Origin of the sequence: Thermodesulfomicrobium sp. WS (genome assembly GCF_027925145.1) — a bacterium.
Taxonomy (GTDB): domain Bacteria; phylum Desulfobacterota; class Desulfovibrionia; order Desulfovibrionales; family Desulfomicrobiaceae; genus Thermodesulfomicrobium.
Map to the genome: position 1 here is coordinate 1,846,795 of NZ_AP027130.1, position 21,695 is coordinate 1,868,489.

Below are 21,695 nucleotides of genomic sequence, written 5' to 3' on the forward strand. Positions count from 1 at the left end.
TCCATCTGGTTGTCGTTATGGACAAAGGCGCATCCACCCCCGGGCGGCAAACGGCGTTGCCACGCCGGGAGACAGCATGCTGGAAAGCCCAAGCTCCTGCCCCAACGGGACCGGGTCCACGAGCCAAAAAGCCTGCAAGGCCCCGGAAAATTGCGGAACGATCCAATAGCGGCCAGCCGGGAGCGTGGCATTTTGGGGCCAGGCAAAGCGAACCCAACCGGGCTGCGTGGGGATATCCCGGGCCGCCACCGGGCGGGAAGCCAAAACCCGCTCTCCGGGACTGCCTGGGGCAGCGGTGCCGTTTGCGGTATCGGTAAAGATCTCCATCCACATCTGCCCGCGCCCACTGTGCCGCCACATGGCCAGCTCCACGAAGCCCAAGGATGCATTGGCATCCAGAGAAACCGGTTGCGCCAAAGCATGCAAGCGGTCTGTCAGCACCTGACGGGGGCGGAGAAAAATCTGCGGAGTCGCCTCCATGGCCTCCGGATGCAGCGCACGCCCCGGCCCATAGCGTGCCGGCACGGCGAGCGGAAACGCTTGCGGACATTGCGCTCGGGCAGGATGGGCATATTCCTTTCGGGGGCGCCAAGGTCGTTTTTTCGCCACAGGGGCAGGGAGCAGCAGCTGTGGCCCAGGGGACTCGGCACGCAGCGTAAGCCGTGTCTTGGGGACTTGCCCTGTAAGCTCCGCCTGCCAGGAAAAGCGCGGCGTCACCTGAACCCCGGCCACGTGCCGCCACCGCACCGCGGCCTGGGCCAGGGCCGAGGGGACGTCCACATCCACCACCAAAGGCACCCGCCCTGGAGGAAGCCAGCCTACCAGCCCGCGCACGTCCACCGGAAGCCAGCCCGTGTCCGGAAGCCACACTTCCACCCAGGCGGAAAGGCCCGAAAACCCAGGGATGCGCCACGCCGTGCCGCCGCCTTCCACCACCATGTCCTGGCCGGCGTCCACGCCCAGCACCGCCCGGGCAGGCAAGCCGGCAGCGCGCAGCGCCGCCAGCCACGCGTGCACCAGGCCCGATATGTCACCGCTTCCCTGGCGCAGTACGGTGGTACTGTCCTCCACCACCTGGGCAGGACGAAACCCCCATTGCCCGCGCACCCAGGCGGCCACGTCCACCACGGCCTGCACCGCGCTTGCCGCGCCGGCCACCACGGGCTGCACCTGGGCGCGCATGGCGGCAGGGTCCACCCACGGGGTTGCCGCCACAAACGGCGCAGCCTCAGCGGCGATGGTCTCCAAGGGATAGGCGGCAGAGGCCTCAAGCGGCGTGGTCTGGGTGGTCATGCGCACCGGGATGCGCACTTCCACCTGCACCTGTGGGCGCTGGTGGTGCCACTGCATGGCCACGCTCCCGGCCTCCTGCTTGTGCCATGCAGGATTGGGGGTTGCGGAAATGGACGGTGCTCCCACAGTGAGCTGCCATCCCCACCCCTGCCGGGGGACAAGAAGCGGCAGGCGGAGGTCCAGGCGGGTCACCCGCTCCAGATCCTCCGCGCGCCACGTCATCACCCAGGTCCCGGTCCACGTCCCAGCGCCCCCGTCCACGGCCATGACCCCAGCATAGGCGCTGGGAGCTATGGCACAAAACAGCGCAAGGACGAAAACCGGTACCATGATCACCTCGTCTTGAAGGTGCGCACCAAGGCCTCCAGCTCTTTGGCGAGCGCAAGCAAACTCTGCGCGCTGGCCTTGGTCTGATGTCCCTGCTCGGTCATGAGCGCCGCCGACTGGCGAACACTGCCCATCTCGCCGGCCACTTGGGCCACGCCATCGGTGGTGCGCGCCACATTGGCGCTCACTTCCTGCAAGCCCACCGAGGCCTGGCTGATATTGTCCACGATGTCACGGGTGGTCACACTCTGCTCTTCCACCGCAGCGGCGATGGTGGCCACGATGGCGTCGATGTCACCGATGACCCCGCGGATCTGCTCGATGCGGCCCACCGTGGTATCCGTGGCCGACTGGATGCCTGCGATCTTCTCCCGGATCTCCTCCGTGGCGCGGGCGGTCTGGTTGGCCAGTTCTTTGATCTCATTGGCCACCACCGCGAAACCGCGGCCCGCCTCACCGGCCCGGGCCGCCTCGATGGTGGCGTTGAGGGCGAGGAGATTGGTCTGGGAGGAAATGGCGGTAATGGCCTCGGTGACGGAATGGATCTGGGCCGCCACCTGGCCCAAGCGGTCCACGTCCGCACCTGCCGCCGTGGCCGTTTCCACGGCGCCGGCAGTAATGCCTTTGGCGCGACTGGCATTGCGGGCGATTTCCTCGATGGTGGCGCTCATCTCCTCCGAGGCCGCCGCCACGGTGGAGATGTTCACCGTGGCCTCTTCCGTGGCCGCAGCCACAGAGCGCATATCCCCGGCAATGCCGTCTGCAGCCTGGGCCACACGGGCTGAACGCGTCTCGTTGTCCGCCGCCACCTCGGCCACCGCTTGGGCCACACCATCAAGCTGCTGCGAGGTGCCAGCCAAGGTCTCCACACCGGAGCGTATCTCACCTAAAAGGTCCCGCAAACGGGCGGCCATGGTGTTCACACTGCAGGCCAGCTGCCCCACTTCATCCTGACTAGTGACCGGCACTTCCACGGTGAGGTCTCCCGCGCTTACCTGGGCTGTAGCCTCCGCCACCCGAGCAAGCGGGCGCACCACCGAGACACGCAAAAATATGGAGAGCACCAGCAACAGAACCACCATGCCCGCGACAAAAAGGCCAGCCATCATGCCCTGCGAAGTACGCAACGCCCCCATCTGCGCCGAAATATCCTGACGCATCACCATGGCCCCAAGAATGGGCTGCGAACTCCCATGGCAATGGTGACACTCCGGGGCATTGGGCACGGAACGGACCTCGAGGAAATACGGGGAGCCGTCCAGCTCCACCATTCCTCCGTGCATGCCCACGGTGCGCAGCCGTTCCTGGACCATGGTCTGGACTGCGGGGTACGGCAATGGCTTCGACAGGGGCTGGCGCAGGGTATCCCCCTTGGTGGCGTAGGTGATCTCGCCTTTGGAATTGGTGAGGTACACTTCCACATCGCGATATTTGGCGGCAATCTCGGCAAATTTTTCCGTCGTGCCTTCGTTGTCACCAATGCTCATGGGTTTGGCGATGGCCATGTGGATGAGTTCCCCCATGCGCTCTGCGCCATGTTCGATTTCTGCAAGACTCGCCCGGCGCTGATTCCACGAGGCCACCATGAGGAGCAGGCCAAAGACCACCACCAACACCCCAGAGGTAATGGCCATAAGCTTGGCGCCCAAAGAACGCTTGAAGATATCCATGGCCAGCTTCCTAGTGCCCGCCGCTATAGAGGGTGGGTTTGAAACCAAAAGCCCGCACCCGCTCCGGGGTGTGGCACCCCATGCAGTCCTCCACGCGAATGGCCCCGCGGCCTTTGATAAGAGAAACATCGCCGCCGGATTCCACATGCGCCCCGCCCGGACCATGACACACTTCACAGCCCGCGTCGGCCAAATCTGGAGTCTTTTCAAAACTCACGAAGCCGCCCGGCTGGCCATAGCCTGTGGTATGGCACGCAAAGCAGCTCTTGAGTTCCTCTGCCGTGAGGTCTGAGGCCATCTGCTGCACTGTCCGACTGGAGTGGGCCTTTTTGCTGTTCTGCCTGTAGCTGGCGTATTGCGCCTCATGGCAATCGACACAGGCCTGACTTCCCACATAGCGGTTCTCCTGGGCAAACGCTGGAAAGGCCAGGCCGAGAACCAAACCTGCCAACAAAATCCAACGCATACACATCTCTCCTGCAAATGTGAATTTCGGACTCCAGTGATCTCAAATGGCCTCCGGTGTCAATATGACACACCAAGGGCTTCGCCCTGGGCCTCCAACCACATCTCCAAGGCCGCCATCTGCTGGGCCACGGCTGCCGGTCCAGTACCCCCGGGGGTATTGCGCCGGGAAACAGCAGCCTCGAAACGCAGGGCGTCGAACACCTCCGGCCCGGCCTTGGGGGCGTAGCGCTGGATCTCCTCCAGAGACAAGTCCTCCAGCCCCACCCCCTTGCCTTCCGCGTAGGCCACCACGGCGCCGGTCTGGTGGTGGGCGTCGCGAAACGGCACGCCGCGAGTCACCAAGTAGTCCGCCAGCTCCGTAGCATTGATATATCCCCGCTGCAGCGCACGGGTCATGGCTTCGGGCACAAACTCCATGGACGCCATCATGCCGGCAAGCAGCCGCACCGAGGCATGCACCGTGGCGTGGGCGTCCAAGAGCGGTGCCTTGTCTTCCTGCAAATCGCGGTTGTACGTAAGCGGCAGTCCCTTCATCATGGTCAAGAGGGCGACCAAATCGCCATACACCCGTCCGGTCTTGCCCCGCATGAGCTCCGCCACATCGGGATTTTTTTTCTGCGGCATAATGGAAGAACCGGTGCTGTAGGCATCCGGAAGGCGCACAAAGCCCAATTGGGGATTGGCCCAGATGATGATTTCCTCGCACAGCCGACTGGCATGCATCATGATGATGCTGGCGCAGCACACCGCCTCCACCAGAAAGTCCCGATCCGCCACGGCGTCCATGCTATTGGCGAAGACGGCCCCAAACCCCACTTCCGCGGCAACGGCCGCCGGGTCCAGGGGATAGGTGGTTCCCGCCAGCGCCGCCGCCCCCAAAGGCGAAACCTCCACCCGGGGGAGCAAGCCGTCGATGCGCTCCACGTCCCGCCGGAACATCTGGGCATAGGCAAGGAGGTGATGGGCAAGGCTCACCGGTTGGGCAGGCTGGAAATGGGTGCAACCTGGAAGCAGCGTCTCGCAGTGCTCCTTGGCCCGCGCCAGCAGCACGCCGATGAGCTCCACCAGCGCCTGCCGCCACTGGCGCACGAATTTCGCCGTGGCCAGGCGGGTATCGAGCAGGGTCTGGTCGTTGCGGGAGCGGCCGGTATGGAGTTTTCGGCCCGGCTCGCCAATGAGCTCCACAAGCCGGGTCTCGATGTTCATGTGCACGTCTTCCAGGGACTCCCGCCACGGGAAAGTGCCGGCGCGGATTTCATCGGCAACGCGGTCGAGTCCCTCCACGATGGCCTGGGCCTCGGCCTCGGAGAGAATGCCCTGACGGGCGAGCATACGGGCGTGCGCCTTGGAGCCGGCGATATCCTCCATGGCCAGGTGCCGGTCCACATCCAAGGAGCAGGTGTAGCGCTCCACTTCCGGGGCCGTGGCCTCGGCAAAGCGCCCTCCCCAGGGTTTGGCCTGGCTCACGACCGGCCTCCAAGCCCCGCCTGGGCCATGAGGCGCAAGCCATGCAGGCGGATAAAGCCCGCAGCGTCCGCTTGGTTGTAGACCTCATCGCGCTCGAAGGTGGCAAGGTCGGGGTTGTAGAGCGAGCACGGGGAAGTCCGGCCCACCGGATATACCCCGCCCTTGTAGAGGCGCAGACGCACTTCACCGGTGACCCGCTCGCTGGCCTTGTCCATGAAGGCTTGCAGGGCCTCGCGCTCCGGGGAGAACCAAAAGCCGTTGTACACCATCTCGGCGTAGCGGGGAACGAGGCTGTCGCGCAGGTGGAGCAGTTCCCGGTCCATGGTGATGCCTTCCAGGTCGCGCCGGGCGCGGTAGATGATGGTGCCTCCGGGGGTCTCGTACACCCCGCGGGACTTGATGCCCACGAAGCGGTTTTCCACCATGTCCAAGCGGCCGATGCCGTGCTTGCCGCCCAAGGCGTTGAGACGCTCGAAGATGCCTGCTGGCGAGAGGCGCTCGCCGTTCACCGCCACGGGATCTCCGGCCTCGAAGACGATGGTGACTTCCTCCGGGGTGTCCGGGGCCTTTTCGGGCGGCACGCACAAAAGATACGTCCCCGGTCCGGGTTCTCTGGCCGGGTCTTCCAGTTCCCCGCCCTCGAAGCTCAAATGCAGGAGATTGCGGTCACAGGAATAGGGCTTGGCCTCGGTTACGGGCACGGGGATGCCGTGCTCGCGGCAAAAGGCGAGGATGTCCGTGCGCGAGCGCAGCGACCACTCCCGCCACGGGGCGATGGTGCGGATCTGCGGGGCCAGGGCCATGACCGAAAGCTCGAAGCGCACCTGGTCGTTGCCTTTGCCTGTGGCGCCGTGGGCCACGGCCTGGGCGCCCTCGGCCAGGGCGATCTCCACCAGTTTCTTGGCGATGAGCGGCCGGGCGATGGAGGTGCCCAGCAGATAGCCGCCCTCGTACACCGCAGCGGCGCGCATCATGGGAAAGACGTAGTCCCGGGCGAACTCCTCCCGCAAATCCACCACGTAGGCCTTGGTGGCCCCGGTGGCCCGGGCCTTGTCCTCGATGCCGGAGAGCTCCTCTCCCTGACCCAAATCCGCAGTCATGGTGATGACTTCGCACTCGTAGGTCACGGCCAGCCATTTGAGGATGGCGGACGTATCCAAGCCGCCCGAATAGGCGAGCACAATCTTTTTGATATCACTCATAGGTCGTATTCTCCTGCGCAAAGATCCATTCCAAGATGGCCTTTTGAATGTGGAGACGGTTTTCCGCCTGATCGAACACAATGGACTGCGGGCCTTCGAAGACCTCCTCGCTCACCTCTTCGCCGCGGTGCGCGGGCAGGCAATGGAGAAACTTGGCCTGCGGATGGGCAAGGGCCATGAGCGCGGCATCCACCTGAAAGCCGGAAAACGCGGCAAGCCGTGCTCCGGCCTCGGCTTCCTGCCCCATGGAGGCCCACACATCGGTGTTCACGTAATGGGCCCCACGCACCGCGGCCTTGGGGTCGTGTCCCAGTTCCAGCCGGGCGCCGGCGGCGCGGGCCGCGGCCACCACCTGGGCGTCGGGCTCGAATCCCGCCGGGGTGGCCAGACGCAAGGTAAAGCCAAAGAGCGCGGCGGCCTCGATCCAGGAATGGGCCATGTTGTTGCCGTCCCCCACCCAGGCCACGATGAGCGACCCAAGGTCAGGCGTGCGCTCGTACATGGTGAGCACGTCGCAGAGTACCTGGCAGGGATGAAGCAGATCGCTGAGGGCATTGATCACCGGGATGGAGCCGAAGCGGGCGAGCTCTTCCAGATTGGCCTGGGCAAAGGTACGCACCACCAGCCCGTCCACATAACGCGAAAGCACCCGGGCGGTGTCGCGCAGGGGCTCACTTCGGCCCAGTTGCGAGTCCGCCGGAGTAAGAAAGATGGTGGACCCGCCCAAATGGCGCACCGCCACCTCAAAAGACACCCGTGTCCGGGTGGAGGCCTTTTCAAAAATCAGGGCAATGGTCTTGCCCGAAAGCTGCTCCGAGCGGAAATTCTCCGCCTTCATGACCGCGCCGCGGCGCACCAGGGCCATGGCGGTCTGTGCCGACAGGTCTGCAAAGGAAAGAAAATGCTTCATAGCGTCTGCCTGGAATTAAAGGTTACGGAAAAAATTTCGCTACAAAGCAAGGCCTGGCCTTGTAAAGTCAGGGCAGTTCCTCGCCATGGGCAAGATAGGCCTGACCCAGGCTCTCGGCGATGGCGGCCATGACCGCTACCTCCGGATGCCGGGGCAAACGCTCGGCGCGCCGCACCACCACGTAGTCCCGCACCGGAGCGCCTTCGAGTACGCCGGCCTGAGTGGCGCTCCAATAGGTCTGTCCTGTGGGCACCCACACCGCCTCCACCTGCACGCCGATCTCCGTGCGCCCGAGCCCACCGCCCACGAGCACCGGATGCAAGCGGCCCGTAACCAGCACCGTGGCCCCCTTGGTCCGGGCCCAGGCCAGGGCCTCCTCCCGACTGGACACCCGGGTGTCGGCATCGAACTCCAGGGCAGCAAAGACCCGCAAGCGCCGCCACACGTCGCACAGCGTGCCGGTGAGCCCCACGCTGATGGCGCGGCGGTGCTGGGCCTCGCCTTCGAGGACGAAAGGCAAGACCAACGCCCGCTCCGGCACGCTTGCCACATTGGCAGGGACCACCGATTCCTCCAGTGCCCCCAACACCACCCCGCTGTCGGCGTACCAGCTCACCCCGTGCAGATGCAGCGTGGCATCTCCCTGCGGGGCGCAGGCTGCAAGCAGCACAAGCAGCATCCCCAAAAAGTAGCGCACATCTCCTCCTTACGGCTCCCCCCAGGCAAACCCCGAAACATCGGCGGCACACTCGGCCACCGCCAGGTCCGTCAGCGCGTCCATTTCCGGTCCATGGGGCAGACCCGCCAAATGGAGGAGTCCATGGGCCACGAGCCGGGCCGCGTACGCCCGGAAGGGCTGCAGGTAGAGTTCCGCTTCCCGGGCCACGGTATCGGCAGAAAGCACCAGGTCCCCCAGACGGCCGGGATCGTCGGTGGGAAAACTGAGCACGTTGGTAGGTCCCAGCCCACCGGCGAAACGCGCATGGAGCTCGGCCATTTCCTGGTCATGGGTGATGCGGACCACCAAGCCGTGCAGGGAAATCTGCAAGGTGCGCGCCAAACACCGCACAAGATCCGCCAGCTCCGAAGGAGAAAAAGGCAGGCGCGGATCGGCAAAGGTATCAACGACGATGTCCATGGGAGTTGCTCCGGGAAGGATTGGAGGCCACGCTGCGGGCATGGCGCTCGTAGGCCTGCACGATGCGGCCCACCAAGGGATGGCGGATGACATCGGCCTGATCGAAGTGCACCATGGCCACACCCGGGACATCCCGCAGCACGGTGATGGCCTGCACCAGGCCGGAGTCCACGTGCCCCGGCAGGTCGATCTGGGTCACATCCCCGGTGACCACCGCCCGGGAGCCATAGCCCAAGCGGGTGAGAAACATCTTCATCTGCTCCGGCGTCGTGTTTTGGGCCTCATCCAGGATGACGTAGGCGTCGTTGAGGGTGCGGCCACGCATGAAGGCCAGCGGTGCGATTTCGATGCTGCCTGAGGTCATCATCTCCTGCACGCGCACCGGGTCGAGCATGTCGTGCAGGGCGTCGTAGAGGGGGCGCAGGTACGGATTGACCTTTTCCACCAAATCCCCGGGCAGGAATCCGAGCTTTTCCCCGGCCTCCACGGCCGGACGGGTGAGCACCAGGCGCTTGACCCGCTTTTGCAAGAAGAACCACACCCCCACGGCCACGGCCAGGTAGGTCTTGCCCGTGCCTGCTGGGCCAATGCCCAGCGTGAGATCGCTCTCCCGCAAGGCGTGGATGTATTCCCGCTGCCGTCCGGTCTTGGGCATCACCGACTTGCGCGAGGACACCACAAACACCGACTCCCGGTAGTATTGGGCGAGCCGGGCGTGAGGATCGCGCAGCATCAGGCGCAACCCCTGCTCCACATCCCGGTCGAACAGGCGGTAGCCCGCACGCACCAAGTCCGCCACCTGGGCAAAGAACTCCGCCACCACGTCCACCATGATGGTGTCGTCGCCGGCAAGACGCACCGCAGACCCTACGCTCACCACGGAAAGCCCGGTCATGCCGGCCACGGTCTCCAAAAACGCCCCGCCCGGGCCGCAGACCTCCCGGGCCACGTCGGCATCCCCGAAACGAATCTCGCGCTCCACCGTCGGCTCCATCCGTTGCCAAACCCCCATCCCTGACCTAAAAGGCTACCCTGTATTGCAACGCACCGAGGACCTATGCCCCAGAAACCACCCACACTTCCCGCCATCCGGCCAGAAACCCACGCCGCAGTGCGCGAAGCACGCCACATGGTCTCCCAGGCGCTCAAAAGCGCCATCCGCACCAACCTTGCGGCCCTGGCCTGTGCCGGGCTCTATGCCTATGCCAGCTCACAGCGCTTTTGGGAGCGCAAAGGCCGCAGTTGGTGGGCCAAAGCCCGTGCCTTTGCCAAGACCGCCTACCTTGCCTTGCAGGAAGACGCCTTTGGCGCGGATCTGCATATCGAGACCCACAACCTCGACTCCATGCTCGAAGGCAGCGCCCCGCTGCTTGCCATCCCGCCCTCGCCCCAAGAGGTGGACCGCATGGTCACCCGCCACAAATCTCAAGGCAAGTGGCGCCCATCCCCTTCCCCAAAGCGCCCCAACCGCCCCTAGCCGCCAATGGTGGTCATCACCCGCTGGCATACGTTGGTCCGCTTGCGGGCCGCCAAGAGCTCATAGCCCAAGGGTTTGGCGGCGTTGGCGCGCTGAAAGAGCTCCAAGAGCTGCGTGCGCTGGTAGTCCGGACGGCGCAGCACGCCAGCCACGTCGTATTCTTCGTCGGAAAACAGGCAGGTGCGCAAACGGCCTTCGCAGGTCACCCGCAGTCGGTTGCAACTGGCGCAAAAGTGATGGCTCACCGCAGAGATGACACCCAAACGGCCTTGCGAGCCGATGATACGATACATACGGGCCGGGCCGCTGTGGGGCTCGGTATTGGTCTCCGGACGCAGGATCTCCATAGCATGGAAGGCCGCCACGATCTCCTCGGCGGGCCAAAAGTTTTCCTCGGTCCAGCGGCATTGGTAGCCGATGGGCATGAACTCGATGAAGCGCACATCGACCCCGTAGGTGCGGGCAAAATCCACAAAGGCCGGGAGTTCCGTGTCATTGATGCCGCGCAGGGCAACCGCATTGATCTTCACCCGGATGCCGGAAGCCAGAGCCTCCTCGATGGCGGCCAGTACCACGCGGTGGGCATCCACCCCGGTGATTTGGGCAAACGTGTGCGGCGACAGCGTATCCAAAGAAATATTCACGGTGCGCACCCCGGCGTCCCGAAGCTCGGGCATGCGACCGGCAAGCATGGTGGCGTTGGTGGTGATGCGAAGATCGAGCTTGGGGAAGCGCGCGTGCAGCCGCGCCACAAAGGGCACGAAGTCTTTACGGGCAAAAGGCTCTCCGCCGGTCAGGCGCACCTTGTGCACCCCGAGCTCCTGGGCAGCGGCGACGATCTCGATCATCTCCTCGTAGGAAAGGACGCGCTCATGAGGGATGAAGGAAATGGCCTCCGCAGGTCGGCAATAGAGACAGCGTAGATTGCACCGATCCGTGACACTCAGCCGCAAGTAGCTCACCGTACGGCCGTGACGATCCATGAGCATGGGCACCTCCAATGTGCTCGTGGGCATAGAAGCACCCGGCAGGAGTGTCAAACCACAGGGTGGCCAACGCTCCGGCCAGAATGCGCTCCAAGGAGATGGCAGCGCAGATACCGGGCCGGGGGCACTCTCGGAAAATTGGGGACCTCCACTGGGGGCGTCCGAGGGACCGCTCTCCCCTGCCGAAGCACCGCAAGAAGGCGGAAGTCCACCTGCTCCAAAAGCGACGATGCGTCCCTCCAGGAGGCCCCGCCCTGCACCTCACCTGGGGTCCGGAGGCTTCGCGCGCTCCAAAAGCGACGATGCGTCCCCCCAGGACGCCCTATGCGCCAAAACCAAAGGCCGCCATGCGGCGGCCCTTGGAACTCTACTCAAGAAACCCAGCATTACCGGTTGAGCGCCCGCTCCTGGGGGAAGATGGGCAGATAGCGGTAGGAGAGGCTCATGACCAGAAATCCGTATGCGATGATCATAAGCGAGGTGGACCACTCCGCCCAGTTGGGGGCGTAGGAGAACCACTGATCAAAAGGCATGACCGGAATGGCCAGGGCCTGCACGGTGAAGACGAAGCGGTTGATGACGATGCCCACGCAATCGAGGATGGCCGCCGTGTACAACAAGGCAGGACGATTGCGCACCGCCGGGGTCACCAGCATGATGGCAGGAATGACGCCGCACCAGAAGAGCTCCACCCACAACCACGTTTTTCCATAGCCAGCGGCGCTATTGTACATCTGGTCGAAGGTCAGGCCCATGCCCGGCAAGATCCCCTTGGCCCAGGCATAGGTGTCGAGGATCTTGAAGAACATGTAGAAGCACAGAAGCAGACCAGCGATCTTGCCCATGAGCTTCTTGGTCTCGTAGCTTACCAGCTTGCGGCCGGTAATGGTCTCCATGAAGGTGGCGCACAGCATGGTGAAGGCCGGACCCGAAGCAATCGCCGAGGCCACGAACAGGAAGAAGGTCCACGGCCAGATGAAGAAGCCTTCGCGGAACACAAAGGGCCGACCAAAGAGCACACCGTACATGCCGCCCAGGGAACCCTGATGGAACGTGGAGAGGAAGGTGCCAATGCCCGCGAAAAGCGGCATGTACACGTGGAAGTTATGGGCCAGATGATGGCAGAAGCGGTTCTTGGCGATCTGGCGGTTCTCCAGGATCAGGGGCACGTACTCAATGATGAGCACGGTGCAGTAGCAGGTGATACAGAAGATCACTTCCGTCAGCATGGAGTGCACATTGGGATGCCAGTAACCGAACCACGCCCGCAGCGGCTGGCCGATATCCAGCACCAGGATGAGCATGGCGCCGGAGTAGCAGAGAAAGCCGACGATCACCGCCAGGTTGATGATGTTTTTGAGCTCATCGATGCGCATGATGTAGCGCAAGAACCCGGAGAAAAAGGCGCCCGCGCCCAAGGCGATGACCGCCAGGTCGAAGGTGATCCACAAGCCGAAACCGAAATAGTTGTCCAGGGCGGTGACACCGATACCCGTGCCCAGGACCTTGTAGGCGCCGTACGCACCCCACACGAGGAAGATCGAGATGAAGCCGAGCCAGGCCAAAAATTTGCCCAGATCGCAGCGCTCCACCCCCTCAGGCCAGAATTCTCTCTCAGACATGCTCGCCTCCCTTGAGTTCCTTCTGCAGGTAGTTGTCTCCCAGCTGCCGCACCCAATCCCGCTTGGAGTAGTAGTACACCTGCGGGTCCGTGCCGAGCCGCGCCAAGAGGCGGAAGGCATACTTGGAGGCAGCGAGCTTGGCCACGCGGTGCTCGGGATTCTTGAGATTGCCGAAAACGATGGCCCCCGTGGGGCAGACTTCGGCACAGGCCGGAATATACGCATCTTCCGGCAGATCCAACGGATCAGCGCCGCTCATGCGGGCCTGCTCCTTGGCGGCGTTGAAACGGTGATGGCAGAAGGTACACTTTTCCACCACGCCGCGGGGCCGAGCCGACACATAAGGCGTGAGGGTCTTTTCCATGCCTTCCGGCCAAATGGGATCGAACCAGTTGAAGTAGCGGGCATGATAGGGACACGCGGCCATGCAGTACCGGCATCCGATGCAGCGCGGATACACCTGGCTCACAATACCGCCCTCTTCGTCCTTGGTGGTTGCCACCACAGGACAGACCGTGGAGCACGAGGGCTTGCCGCACTGCATGCACGGACGCGGCAGGTAAGCAATCTCCAGATCGGGAAATTTCTTCCCATTGGAGAGTTCGTAGATATTCATCCAATCCGTCGTACGCAATTTATTGGATGCATCTTGCATGGGTGGAATGTTGTTTTCCGCCCGACACGCAATGGAACAGGCACCGCATCCCGTACATTTGTCGAGATCGATGACCATGCCCCACTTCACTTTGAATTCCATATGTTGCATTGCTGCTATCCTCTTCTCTTTTCCAGGGTGCAGAAAAGTGACGCCTTAGGCCTTGCGCACGCCCACCGGTGCAGTGGCAAACCGGGTAAAGCCCGCCACGTCCGCTTGCGTGCCCAGGATCTGAAACACATTGGCGCCTTTGCCTCTGGAAAAAGCATCCCATGCGGTATGGCCGAGGCCCAGCGGCGCCATCACCGCGCCGTCCACAACGCCTTCAAAGATGCGCACCCGCGCGCGACACTCACCGCCCGCCCCGGAAAGGGTGACGGCGTCGCCGGCACGCACCCCAAGCTTGGAGGCCGTAGCGGCGTTCATGGCCACCACCATGTCTTTGCCCTGGAGTTCCCGCGGGCTGATGGCATTGGTGCCAAAGGGCGGAGTGGCGACCTTGGGACTGCCGATCTTCAAATTGGCTACCGGCACCAGGGTCAGGTCCGCGGCAGTGGCCGCAGAGGCCGGCGCCTGGACTTTGGCCAGATCCAGCTGCTGTACGGCGAATTCCGTCCCCAACCAGACCGAGCCCGTGGCCGCGGCTTCGAAATCCAGCCCCAGGGCCTCGGCCTTGGCCTTGAGCACATCCTCAAAGGAGGCAAAGCCCAGATCGGCGCCCAGCTTGGATGCCACCCCCAGGGCCACGTCCGCGGCGGCCTTGGTGGCGAAGAGCGGCTGTTTCAGGATGGGCGCGGCCATGGTGTAATTGGCCTGTCCCGAACCATAGGGAGTGTAGGCGTCGTCGTAGCGCTCATAGGTGAGGCTATCGGGCAAGATCAGATCCGCCTGCGCCGCAGTCTCGTCCATGAAGGAGCTGAAGGACACCACAAACCCGGCTTTATCCAAGGCGGTCTGTGCGGTCTTCAGATCCGGCAGCGCGTAGGCGGGGTTGGCGGCATGCACCAAAAGCACTTTGGGCGCCGGCGCGTTCCCCGCAGCCACGGCGGCCAGATAGCCCACCACGTCGCGGCCCATCATGGCCTTCTTGTCCGGGGCGGCGGCCACGACCTTGGGACCCCACGGCAGCACCATGACACCACCCGGCATGTTGATGCGGTCGAGCAGCACATTGACCGCCAAAGCGGCCGCGGCGTCGGACACCGCCAGCCCTTGGGCCGCGGTCGTGCCCGGCACCACCAGGGGCTTGCCTGCGGCAAGCAGTTCCTTGGCCAGGCCCAGCAGTGTTTCCGCCGCCACGCCGCTGCGCGTGGCCACCGCGTCCGGGGTAAAGCCCGCAGCCTGTTTGCGGAACTCCGCCAGCCCCGCCACTTTGGACGGCGAACGGCGCTCCAGGATCATATTGGCCAGGCCCATGGCCACAACGCCCTCAGTGCCCGGCGTACACGGAATCCAGGCATCGGCCACCGCAGCGGTCGCGGTCATGGCCGGACCCACGTACACCACGCGCACGGCCCGCTCCCGGCCATCGGCAAAGGCCTTGGCGTTGCGCAGGGTCGTCCCCCACGCGCCCAGGGCGTCGGCACCCAAAAGGAGCACATAGTCCGCTCCTTCCAAGTCATAGCCCACCAGACCGTCGCCGCCCAAAAGCTTCAAGGCCGCGGCAGCGGCAGCGCCCTCGCTGGGCATGAAATAGGCCTGCTGCGAACCCAAGGCCGCCACAAGGCCAGCCAGGACTTCGGCCGCCGTGCCGGTGTCATCCCCGCTCACCAAGGCCACGTCCTTGCCTGCGGACTTGAGCTGCTCGGCCAAAAGTGCCTCGGCTTCTTCCCACGAGATGTCCTCGAAGGAATTACCCACGCGCTTTTTGGGGCTGCGCACCCGAGACGGGCTATAGAGGAGCTGCACGCTGGCCGCGCCCAAGGGGCAGATCCCGCCGCGGCTCAGCGGATGCTCGGGGTTGCCGTACGCCGCCACCGGATGGCCGGCCACCAGCTTCACCTGCACGCCATAGGCATCCGTACCCAGTTTGCACAAGGAGGGAAGGAGTGTCTCCTCGCCGTACTTCAAACGAGGGATCCAAGGCCAGTTCTGCGACCAGATGGACACGTCATCCAAGGTTTTCCACACCACCGGAGTGGCAAGGCTGCCCACAACGCCGCCTGCCACCAGAGAAATAAAACTTCTTCTATCAAGTCCCATGTCCCACTCCTCTATTTATGGCATACGAAGCAGGCGTTACTGGCGCCATTTTGGGCATGACACCGCTCACATTCCCACATCTTCATGGTGTTCTTGCTGTATCCAGAGATGCGGTTTTCATAGTACACCGGAGGATTCTTCATGTTGGCCACATCCAAGTGACACTTGGTACACTCGATATCCTTGTGCGCGATGTGGGAAAAATAGACATTGTCCGGCTGGTACTGGTATACGAGCCACTCCACTTCCTTGCCCTGCTGCACGTACTCGGTGACGAAACGCTGCTCTTCCGGATCCTCTCCTTGCACGTCCGAATGGCAATCCGCACAGGCCGCTGTGGTCGGGAGCCCAGCGTAGGAGCCGTTTTCCCGGTACGTGTGACATTGGTCACATGTCATGGCCTGACCTTCCACGTGCACCACATGGTCGAAGCGGATGGGCTGGGTCTTTTGACTGTACAAGACCTTGGGGAATGCCCACCACCCCAGGACCAGCGACGCCACCACACCCACGAGAAACGGCAGAACGACGCTGCTTTTCGAGTTTGCCACGGTCCTCTCCTCCTACCGCGTTGAAATGTTGAAAAAACAACAAAAAATAATGCCGAGCTCTACGCACGAGCCTTTGGCCCTGTCAAGACTTTATGAAAAAAATCACGAGACCAGACACCATATAACCTGCTCGGATAATTGCAATTATCCTTCCCATACCTCCGTATCCCACCAGAGTTCCCTTTCCACCAACAGGGGAAGCATGCGGTCTTTTTGCGAGACGATGGGGGCAAACGATGGCCAGGGGATGGCCAGGTCCGGATCATCCCAGCGGATACCGGCCTCGGCGTTGGGAGCGTAGTAGGCGTCCACCTTGTAGGCCACCTCGGTGTCGTCTTCCATGGTCATGTAGCCGTGGGCCAAGCCTTTGGGCACAAAGAGCTGCCAACGGGATGCGGCATCGAGCTCAAAAGATTCCCAGCGCCGAAAGGTCGGCGAATCCTCACGCAGATCCACCACCACGTCGAAGATTCGCCCCCGCACTACCCGCACCAGCTTGGCCTGGGCATGGGGCGGGACCTGAAAATGCAGTCCCCGCACCGTGCCGGCGCGAAGCGACCAGGCGGTGTTGTCCTGCACGAAACGGGCGGCAACCCCTGCAGCACTCCATACGTCTTCGCGATAGGTCTCGCAAAAGGCCCCCCGCTCGTCCTCAAAGCGCCGCGGCCGCACCAGCACTACCCCGGGAATGGACGTCGTCCGTGTCTCCATCGCCGCACCTCCATCGAAAACGGTAGCGTCCGCTACCTCAAGGCGCAGGCCGAGGCAACCCAAAACCCCAATGCGTGGAGTCCGATTTCCCGATGTCGTGGACACCGCGCCGCGTATTCCGCTAGAAGCACGCCGCATGAACCCAAAGGCGGGAGAACCCACCATGCTCCACGCCAGGAGCCCAAGTGCACCGGACGCCCACGGCCCACTGCAACGGCCATAGCCGCACCCCGCGACAACGCAGGGCGCCCCCAAAGATGCCGCAGGCTCAGGTTTTGAGCCCGAGGAGGTGGTAGGGGACTCGCCATGAATCTCTCCAAGGAGCCCGTTATGCTATTTGCATGTTTTGACGAGATGTTCCAAGGCGCCACAGGCTGCCGACCATATCCTTATCAAAGCCATCTGGCCCAGCGCGCATCATGGCCCGACTTACTCGAAGCGCCCACCGGCGCCGGCAAGACCGAAGCTATCGTGCTCGCCTGGCTGTGGCGCCGGCGCTTTGCAGAGAGCCAAACGCGCCAGCAAACGCCGCGCCGGCTGGTCTATTGCCTGCCGATGCGCGTGCTGGTGGAGCAAACCGAAGCGCGCGTGCGACGTTGGATGGACAATTTGAAACTGGCCGAGGAAATTGGGGTCCATGTGCTGATGGGCGGCGAAACGGACAACGACTGGGATTTATATCCTGAGCGCGAGGCCGTGCTCATCGGCACGCAGGATATGCTGCTCTCGCGCGCCCTCAACCGCGGCTACGCGCTGGGCCGCGCCCATTGGCCCCTGCCGTATGGCCTCCTCAACAATGATTGCCTGTGGGTGTTCGACGAAGTGCAGCTCATGGGCAGCGGCCTGGCCACCAGCGCACAGCTGGCCGCCTTCCGCGAGAAGTTTGGCGTGTGGGGCCAGAGCCCTACGCTGTGGGTCTCCGCCACCCTGCGCCCGGAATGGCTGGCGACAGTGGACTTCCGCCCCAAGGTGGCCAGCCTGGATCTGCATGGACTGATGCATGACGAGTGGCAAGACGCAACGAGCGATCTTGCCCGGCGCTTGAATGCCTGCAAGGCATTGAGCAAAGCCCGCAACATGGCCGATGACCCAAAGAAGCTGGCCGAGGAAATCCACAGCGCGCACCAGAATGGTCAATTGACACTGGTGGTGGTGAACACCGTGAAGAAAGCAGCGGCGCTGTACGAGGCGCTCAGGGCGGCAACTCGGCCAACGCCGCGCAAAGGCAAAAAGACCGCCGAGCAACCGCCATCTGAGCCTGCGCCGGATCTGCTCCTGTTGCACTCACGCTTCCGTCCCCCCGAACGAAAGGCCAAACTGCAACAACTGTTGGAGATGGAAAAGAGCGGCGGCATTGTCATCGCTACGCAGGTGGTGGAAGCCGGCGTGGACATTTCGGCGCGCACACTGTTCACTGAACTCTCGCCGTGGGCCTCGTTCGTCCAGCGGGTGGGGCGGTGCAACCGCAAGGGCGAGTTCGAGCAGGCGGAGGTTTTCTGGGTGGATGTGGACACCGGGAAGAAAGGCGGCGCCGCGCCCTACACGCCCGAAGAACTGGAGGCCGCCCGCAAGGAGCTCAAGGCGCTGAGCGAGGTTGGCCCACGTGCCCTGCACGACTATCTAGCCGAGCTGCCGGAGAAGCGGCTGACGGCCCTGTATCCCTACGCCGCCGAACACGTCATCCGCCGCCGCACCGTCGAGGAACTGTTCGACACGACACCCGATCTGACCGGCGCTGATATCGATATCTCGCTCTATATCCGCGAGAATGATGAACACGATGTGCAGGTGTTCTGGCGGGACTGGGAGGGTGACACCCCCAATCGCCCAGAGCCACAGCCAGAGCCAGGCCGCGATGAACTCTGCCCCACACCGCTCAACAAGGAAACACGCGACTGGTTGAGCAAAAACGGCTGGCGCTGGGACTTCCTCGAGGATCGCTGGACGCGCGCCGAGCGGATCACCCCCGGCCAGATTTACCTGCTCCATGCAAGCGTTGGTGGCTACTCTGCCGAGAAAGGCTTCGACATAAGCCTTGCCGCCCCCGTCACGCCGCTGGGTAGCGTAGGCCAGAAGCCAGAAGGCAACGAGAGCGATCCCTGGTCTACCGAGCGCAAAATCTGGCAGACCATCGCGGCGCACACCAATCAGGTGGTGGAGGAGATGGACGCCATCGTTCAGGCCTTGGGCAACCTGCTGACAGCAGAAGAAATGCGCCAACTGCGCCACGCCGCTCGCTGGCACGATTGGGGCAAGGCCTACTACGTCTTTCAAAACGCGCTTACCGCCACTGCCCAACCGGATTTTGACTTGCCAGATGCACTGCACTGCTGGGGCAAGTCCGCGCGTCGTAGCGCACCCTACGAACACCCCCATTTCCGCCATGAACTTGCCAGTGCGCTGGCCATGTTGGCCCAGGGCCATCCTGATCTCGCCTGGTATCTCGTCGCCGCTCATCATGGGAAGGTGCGCGTCTCCATTCGCTCGCTGCCCGGCGAAAAGCCCGCGCCCGACGGCAAACGCTTTGCGCGCGGCGTGTGGGAGGGCGACCGGATGCCGCCCGTGAAGCTGGGTGGCGGCGTGACCGCGCCTGAAGTCACCTTCTCGCTCGCCCCGATGGAACTCGGTCTCAGCGAGGACGGCCGGCCCAGTTGGGCCGAGCGCGTACTGCAACTGCTGGAAAATTACGGCCCGTTCCGTCTGGCTTACCTCGAAGCGCTGTTGTGCGCCGCCGACCGCCGCGCCAGTGCCAAAGCCCACCCGGAGGTCTCCTAATGACTAACAAAATTCGCTTGCCCGGCTGCCGACCTGAGCCATTGATGTCGTACCTCAAAGCGCTGGGCGTATTCCGCCTGGTGGCCGAGCAGGCCGATCCAGCCGCCCGTGCCGCCTGGGAGGGAGATACCTTCGTCCTGCACACATCACTGGGCGAGGCGGAGCTGTTGGCTTTCTTTCAGCAACGCTACACGCCCACGCCGATTGTGGCGCCATGGGCAGGTGGCAGCGGCTTTTTCGAAAAGGATAACAAGCAGGCTGTAGAAGCAATTTCGAAGAGTAAATCGCCTCGTCTCGCCCCTTACCGGCAAATCATCGCCCAGGTGCGCAGCATCTTGAAGGAGCTGAAACAGACCAGCAAGCCACAAAATGAAGCGAAAGATCGCCTGCTCCGGCGCTATCGCCGCGAACTGCCGGATGAGTTCGTAGCCTGGATGGATAGCGCGATTGTTCTCCAAAACGAGGGGCAGAAGTTCCCTCCCATTCTTGGCAGCGGCGGCAACGATGGCCGTCTTGATTTCACCCAAAACCTGATGCAACGCTTGGTGGAAATCGGTTTTGCCGGTGAAGCGCTGGCGCCCGAGTCAAAAGTCTGGCTCAGAAATGCACTGTTTGGCGAGCCGGCCAGAGATTTGATGTCGGCTGCCGTCGGACAATTTGACCCCGGGCGCGCAGGCGGCCCCAACGCCGGACAAGGCATGGAGGGCATTTCTCAGGTCAACCCCTGGGAGTACGTGCTCATGCTGGAGGGGGCGCTGCTGATGGCCGGCTCGGTCACACGTCGGTTGGATGCCCACGCCGGGGAGAAGGGCTCTTTTCCGTTCACCGTGAATATGACCGCAGTCGGCAACGGCTCTCTCAACCCAGGTGAAGACTCACGCGGTGAAGTCTGGCTCCCTCTCTGGAACAACCCGGCGCAACTCAACGAAGTCCGTCAAGTCTTTGCCGAAGGGCGCGCGCAGATCGGCAAGCGCCAGGCGCGCAACGCTGTGGACTTTGCCCGTGCCGTCGCCGGGCTGGGCGTTGACCGGGGTCTATCTGGATTTGCTCGCTATGGCTTTCTCAAGCGGAGCGGCAAGGCGTATCTCGCAGTGTCACTGGGAGGCTTTGACACGCATGTCCAAGCGGAACACACCGGCTTGCTTGTGGAGCTCGATGACTGGCTCGACCGCTTCCGGCGCGCCTGCGCCGGCGACAACGTCCAGCCGCGCTTCAGCGCTGCCCTGCGCCGCCTCGACGAAGCCATCTTCGATTACTGCCGCTTCGGCGGCGCGATGCGCTTCGGCGAAATTGTGCGCGCGTTGGGGCAATGCGAGCACGCCCTGGCCCTGAATGCGCAGAAACCCGGCATCATCGGCCAGAGCAAGTACGCGGTCAGCCCTGTTCCATTGCTTTCCAAAACATGGCTGACTGCGGCGCAGGAAGACTCGCCAGAGTTCCGCATCGCGCTGGCCCTGGCGGCCATGCGCGCCACCGGCGGCGTAGGCGCGCTGCGCACCAACCTCGAAGTCGTCTCGCCTACCAAATGGGGTTGGACGTGGGCCGAGCCACAAGATCGCTATGCCACCGTGTGGGGCGGCACTGACCTGCCACGCAACTTGCAAGCCGTGCTGGAACGCCGTTTGATGGACGCAACCCGTTTGGGGTTGAAGGGTTTGCCGCTCGAATCGCGCTTCTCGGCCGACGCAGACGACATCACGGCCTTCCTCGCCGGTCAGGTGGACGACGATCGCCTGACGGAATGGCTGTGGGGGCTGATGTTGATTGATGTGCAGAACGCCAGTTGGGAAGACCTCACCCTCACCCGGTCGGCCCCAACACCACAACCCATCCCACGCGCTTACGCACTGCTCAAGTTGTTGTTCCTGCCGGAATATCACGCACTGAGGACAGAGGGCGATAAACCTGTCAAACCGGAACCGAGCACCCTCACGCACCTGCGCGCCGGCCGCCTGAACGCCGCTTGCGAAACGGCTGCGCGGCGCCTGCGCGCTTCCGGCTATGTGCCCATGCCCGGCCCCATGTCGGGGCGCGGCGCGCGGCAGATGGACTATACCCTGCCCGGCCCGATGCTGGCGCGCTTGCCGGCAGCGCTCAGCATTCCAATTTCCCAACCACAGCGGCTCGCGTCACTGGTTTTGCGTGCCGCTGTGGCAAAGGACGTCTTCGAAGAGGCAACGTGGTAATTTCAACCCGCAGCTTGGAGGCAACCCCTTCGAGCTGCCGAAAAAGGAGACACGC

18 protein-coding genes are annotated in these 21,695 nt (G+C 63.4%); 3 read left to right on the plus strand and 15 right to left on the minus strand.

The features are described from left to right. Nucleotides 1-15 precede the first annotated feature (15 nt). The 9 genes from QMF81_RS08930 to QMF81_RS08970 form a co-directional block, all read right to left on the minus strand. The gene (locus QMF81_RS08930; protein WP_281750457.1) at nucleotides 16-1,623 is read right to left on the minus strand and encodes a transglutaminase-like domain-containing protein; all 1,608 of its coding nucleotides are present in this window, start codon (nucleotides 1,621-1,623) and stop codon (nucleotides 16-18) included. Nucleotides 1,624-1,625: 2 nt separating this feature from the next. After that, entirely contained in the window at nucleotides 1,626-3,290 is a 1,665-nt protein-coding gene (locus QMF81_RS08935; protein WP_281750458.1) for a methyl-accepting chemotaxis protein, read from the minus strand. A 10-nt stretch (nucleotides 3,291-3,300) separates the two neighbouring features. Continuing rightward, entirely contained in the window at nucleotides 3,301-3,756 is a 456-nt protein-coding gene (locus QMF81_RS08940) for a cytochrome c family protein (RefSeq protein ID WP_281750459.1), read from the minus strand. Between the two features lie 59 nt (nucleotides 3,757-3,815). Further along, a complete protein-coding gene (gene argH / locus QMF81_RS08945; protein ID WP_281750460.1) occupies nucleotides 3,816-5,225 on the minus strand; it encodes an argininosuccinate lyase in 1,410 nt (469 codons plus the stop codon). Continuing rightward, the gene (locus QMF81_RS08950) at nucleotides 5,222-6,427 is read right to left on the minus strand and encodes an argininosuccinate synthase (protein ID WP_281750461.1); all 1,206 of its coding nucleotides are present in this window, start codon (nucleotides 6,425-6,427) and stop codon (nucleotides 5,222-5,224) included. Before QMF81_RS08950 ends, argH begins: the two co-directional genes overlap by 4 nt. Next, on the minus strand, nucleotides 6,420-7,337 hold the full coding sequence (gene argF, locus QMF81_RS08955; RefSeq protein WP_281750462.1) for an ornithine carbamoyltransferase: 918 nt from the start codon (nucleotides 7,335-7,337) through the stop codon (nucleotides 6,420-6,422). The genes QMF81_RS08950 and argF overlap by 8 nt, the downstream gene beginning before the upstream one ends. Nucleotides 7,338-7,404: 67 nt before the next feature. Beyond that, a complete protein-coding gene (locus QMF81_RS08960) occupies nucleotides 7,405-8,034 on the minus strand; it encodes a hypothetical protein (protein ID WP_281750463.1) in 630 nt (209 codons plus the stop codon). 9 nt (nucleotides 8,035-8,043) lie between these two features. Beyond that, nucleotides 8,044-8,475: an rRNA maturation RNase YbeY gene (gene ybeY / locus QMF81_RS08965; protein WP_281750464.1), complete on the minus strand. Its 432-nt coding sequence runs from the start codon at nucleotides 8,473-8,475 to the stop codon at nucleotides 8,044-8,046. Further along, on the minus strand, nucleotides 8,459-9,469 hold the full coding sequence (locus QMF81_RS08970) for a PhoH family protein (RefSeq protein WP_281750465.1): 1,011 nt from the start codon (nucleotides 9,467-9,469) through the stop codon (nucleotides 8,459-8,461). Before QMF81_RS08970 ends, ybeY begins: the two co-directional genes overlap by 17 nt. Before the next feature lie 63 nt (nucleotides 9,470-9,532). Between QMF81_RS08970 and QMF81_RS08975 the strand changes: the two genes are divergently transcribed. After that, on the plus strand, nucleotides 9,533-9,952 hold the full coding sequence (locus tag QMF81_RS08975; protein ID WP_281750466.1) for a hypothetical protein: 420 nt from the start codon (nucleotides 9,533-9,535) through the stop codon (nucleotides 9,950-9,952). On the opposite strand, the gene moaA is transcribed toward QMF81_RS08975, so the two are convergent. The 6 genes from moaA to rfbC form a co-directional block, all read right to left on the minus strand. Then, nucleotides 9,949-10,941 (minus strand): GTP 3',8-cyclase MoaA, encoded by a 993-nt coding sequence (gene moaA, locus QMF81_RS08980; RefSeq protein WP_281750467.1) that lies wholly within the window; start codon nucleotides 10,939-10,941, stop codon nucleotides 9,949-9,951. The genes QMF81_RS08975 and moaA overlap by 4 nt on opposite strands. 383 nt (nucleotides 10,942-11,324) lie before the next feature. Next, nucleotides 11,325-12,560: a menaquinone reductase integral membrane subunit QrcD gene (gene qrcD / locus QMF81_RS08985; protein WP_281750468.1), complete on the minus strand. Its 1,236-nt coding sequence runs from the start codon at nucleotides 12,558-12,560 to the stop codon at nucleotides 11,325-11,327. Continuing rightward, nucleotides 12,553-13,326, minus strand: coding sequence for a menaquinone reductase iron-sulfur cluster-binding subunit QrcC (gene qrcC, locus QMF81_RS08990; RefSeq protein WP_281750469.1), 774 nt, complete (start codon nucleotides 13,324-13,326; stop codon nucleotides 12,553-12,555). The genes qrcD and qrcC overlap by 8 nt, the downstream gene beginning before the upstream one ends. A gap of 45 nt (nucleotides 13,327-13,371) precedes the next feature. Beyond that, nucleotides 13,372-15,417 carry a menaquinone reductase molybdopterin-binding-like subunit QrcB gene (gene qrcB, locus QMF81_RS08995; RefSeq protein ID WP_281750470.1) on the minus strand — a complete coding sequence of 682 codons (2,046 nt, stop codon included), beginning with the start codon at nucleotides 15,415-15,417 and terminating at the stop codon, nucleotides 13,372-13,374. A gap of 11 nt (nucleotides 15,418-15,428) precedes the next feature. Further along, the gene (gene qrcA / locus QMF81_RS09000; protein ID WP_281750471.1) at nucleotides 15,429-15,968 is read right to left on the minus strand and encodes a menaquinone reductase multiheme cytochrome c subunit QrcA; all 540 of its coding nucleotides are present in this window, start codon (nucleotides 15,966-15,968) and stop codon (nucleotides 15,429-15,431) included. A gap of 144 nt (nucleotides 15,969-16,112) precedes the next feature. After that, on the minus strand, nucleotides 16,113-16,679 hold the full coding sequence (gene rfbC, locus QMF81_RS09005; RefSeq protein WP_281750472.1) for a dTDP-4-dehydrorhamnose 3,5-epimerase: 567 nt from the start codon (nucleotides 16,677-16,679) through the stop codon (nucleotides 16,113-16,115). 306 nt (nucleotides 16,680-16,985) lie between these two features. Between rfbC and cas3 the strand changes: the two genes are divergently transcribed. Together cas3 and csx17 are read left to right on the plus strand one after the other, a co-directional pair. Then, nucleotides 16,986-19,454 carry a CRISPR-associated helicase Cas3' gene (cas3, locus tag QMF81_RS09010; RefSeq protein WP_281750473.1) on the plus strand — a complete coding sequence of 823 codons (2,469 nt, stop codon included), beginning with the start codon at nucleotides 16,986-16,988 and terminating at the stop codon, nucleotides 19,452-19,454. Next, a complete protein-coding gene (gene csx17 / locus QMF81_RS09015; RefSeq protein WP_281750474.1) occupies nucleotides 19,454-21,640 on the plus strand; it encodes a type I-U CRISPR-associated protein Csx17 in 2,187 nt (728 codons plus the stop codon). The genes cas3 and csx17 overlap by 1 nt, the downstream gene beginning before the upstream one ends. Nucleotides 21,641-21,695: the final 55 nt, after the last annotated feature.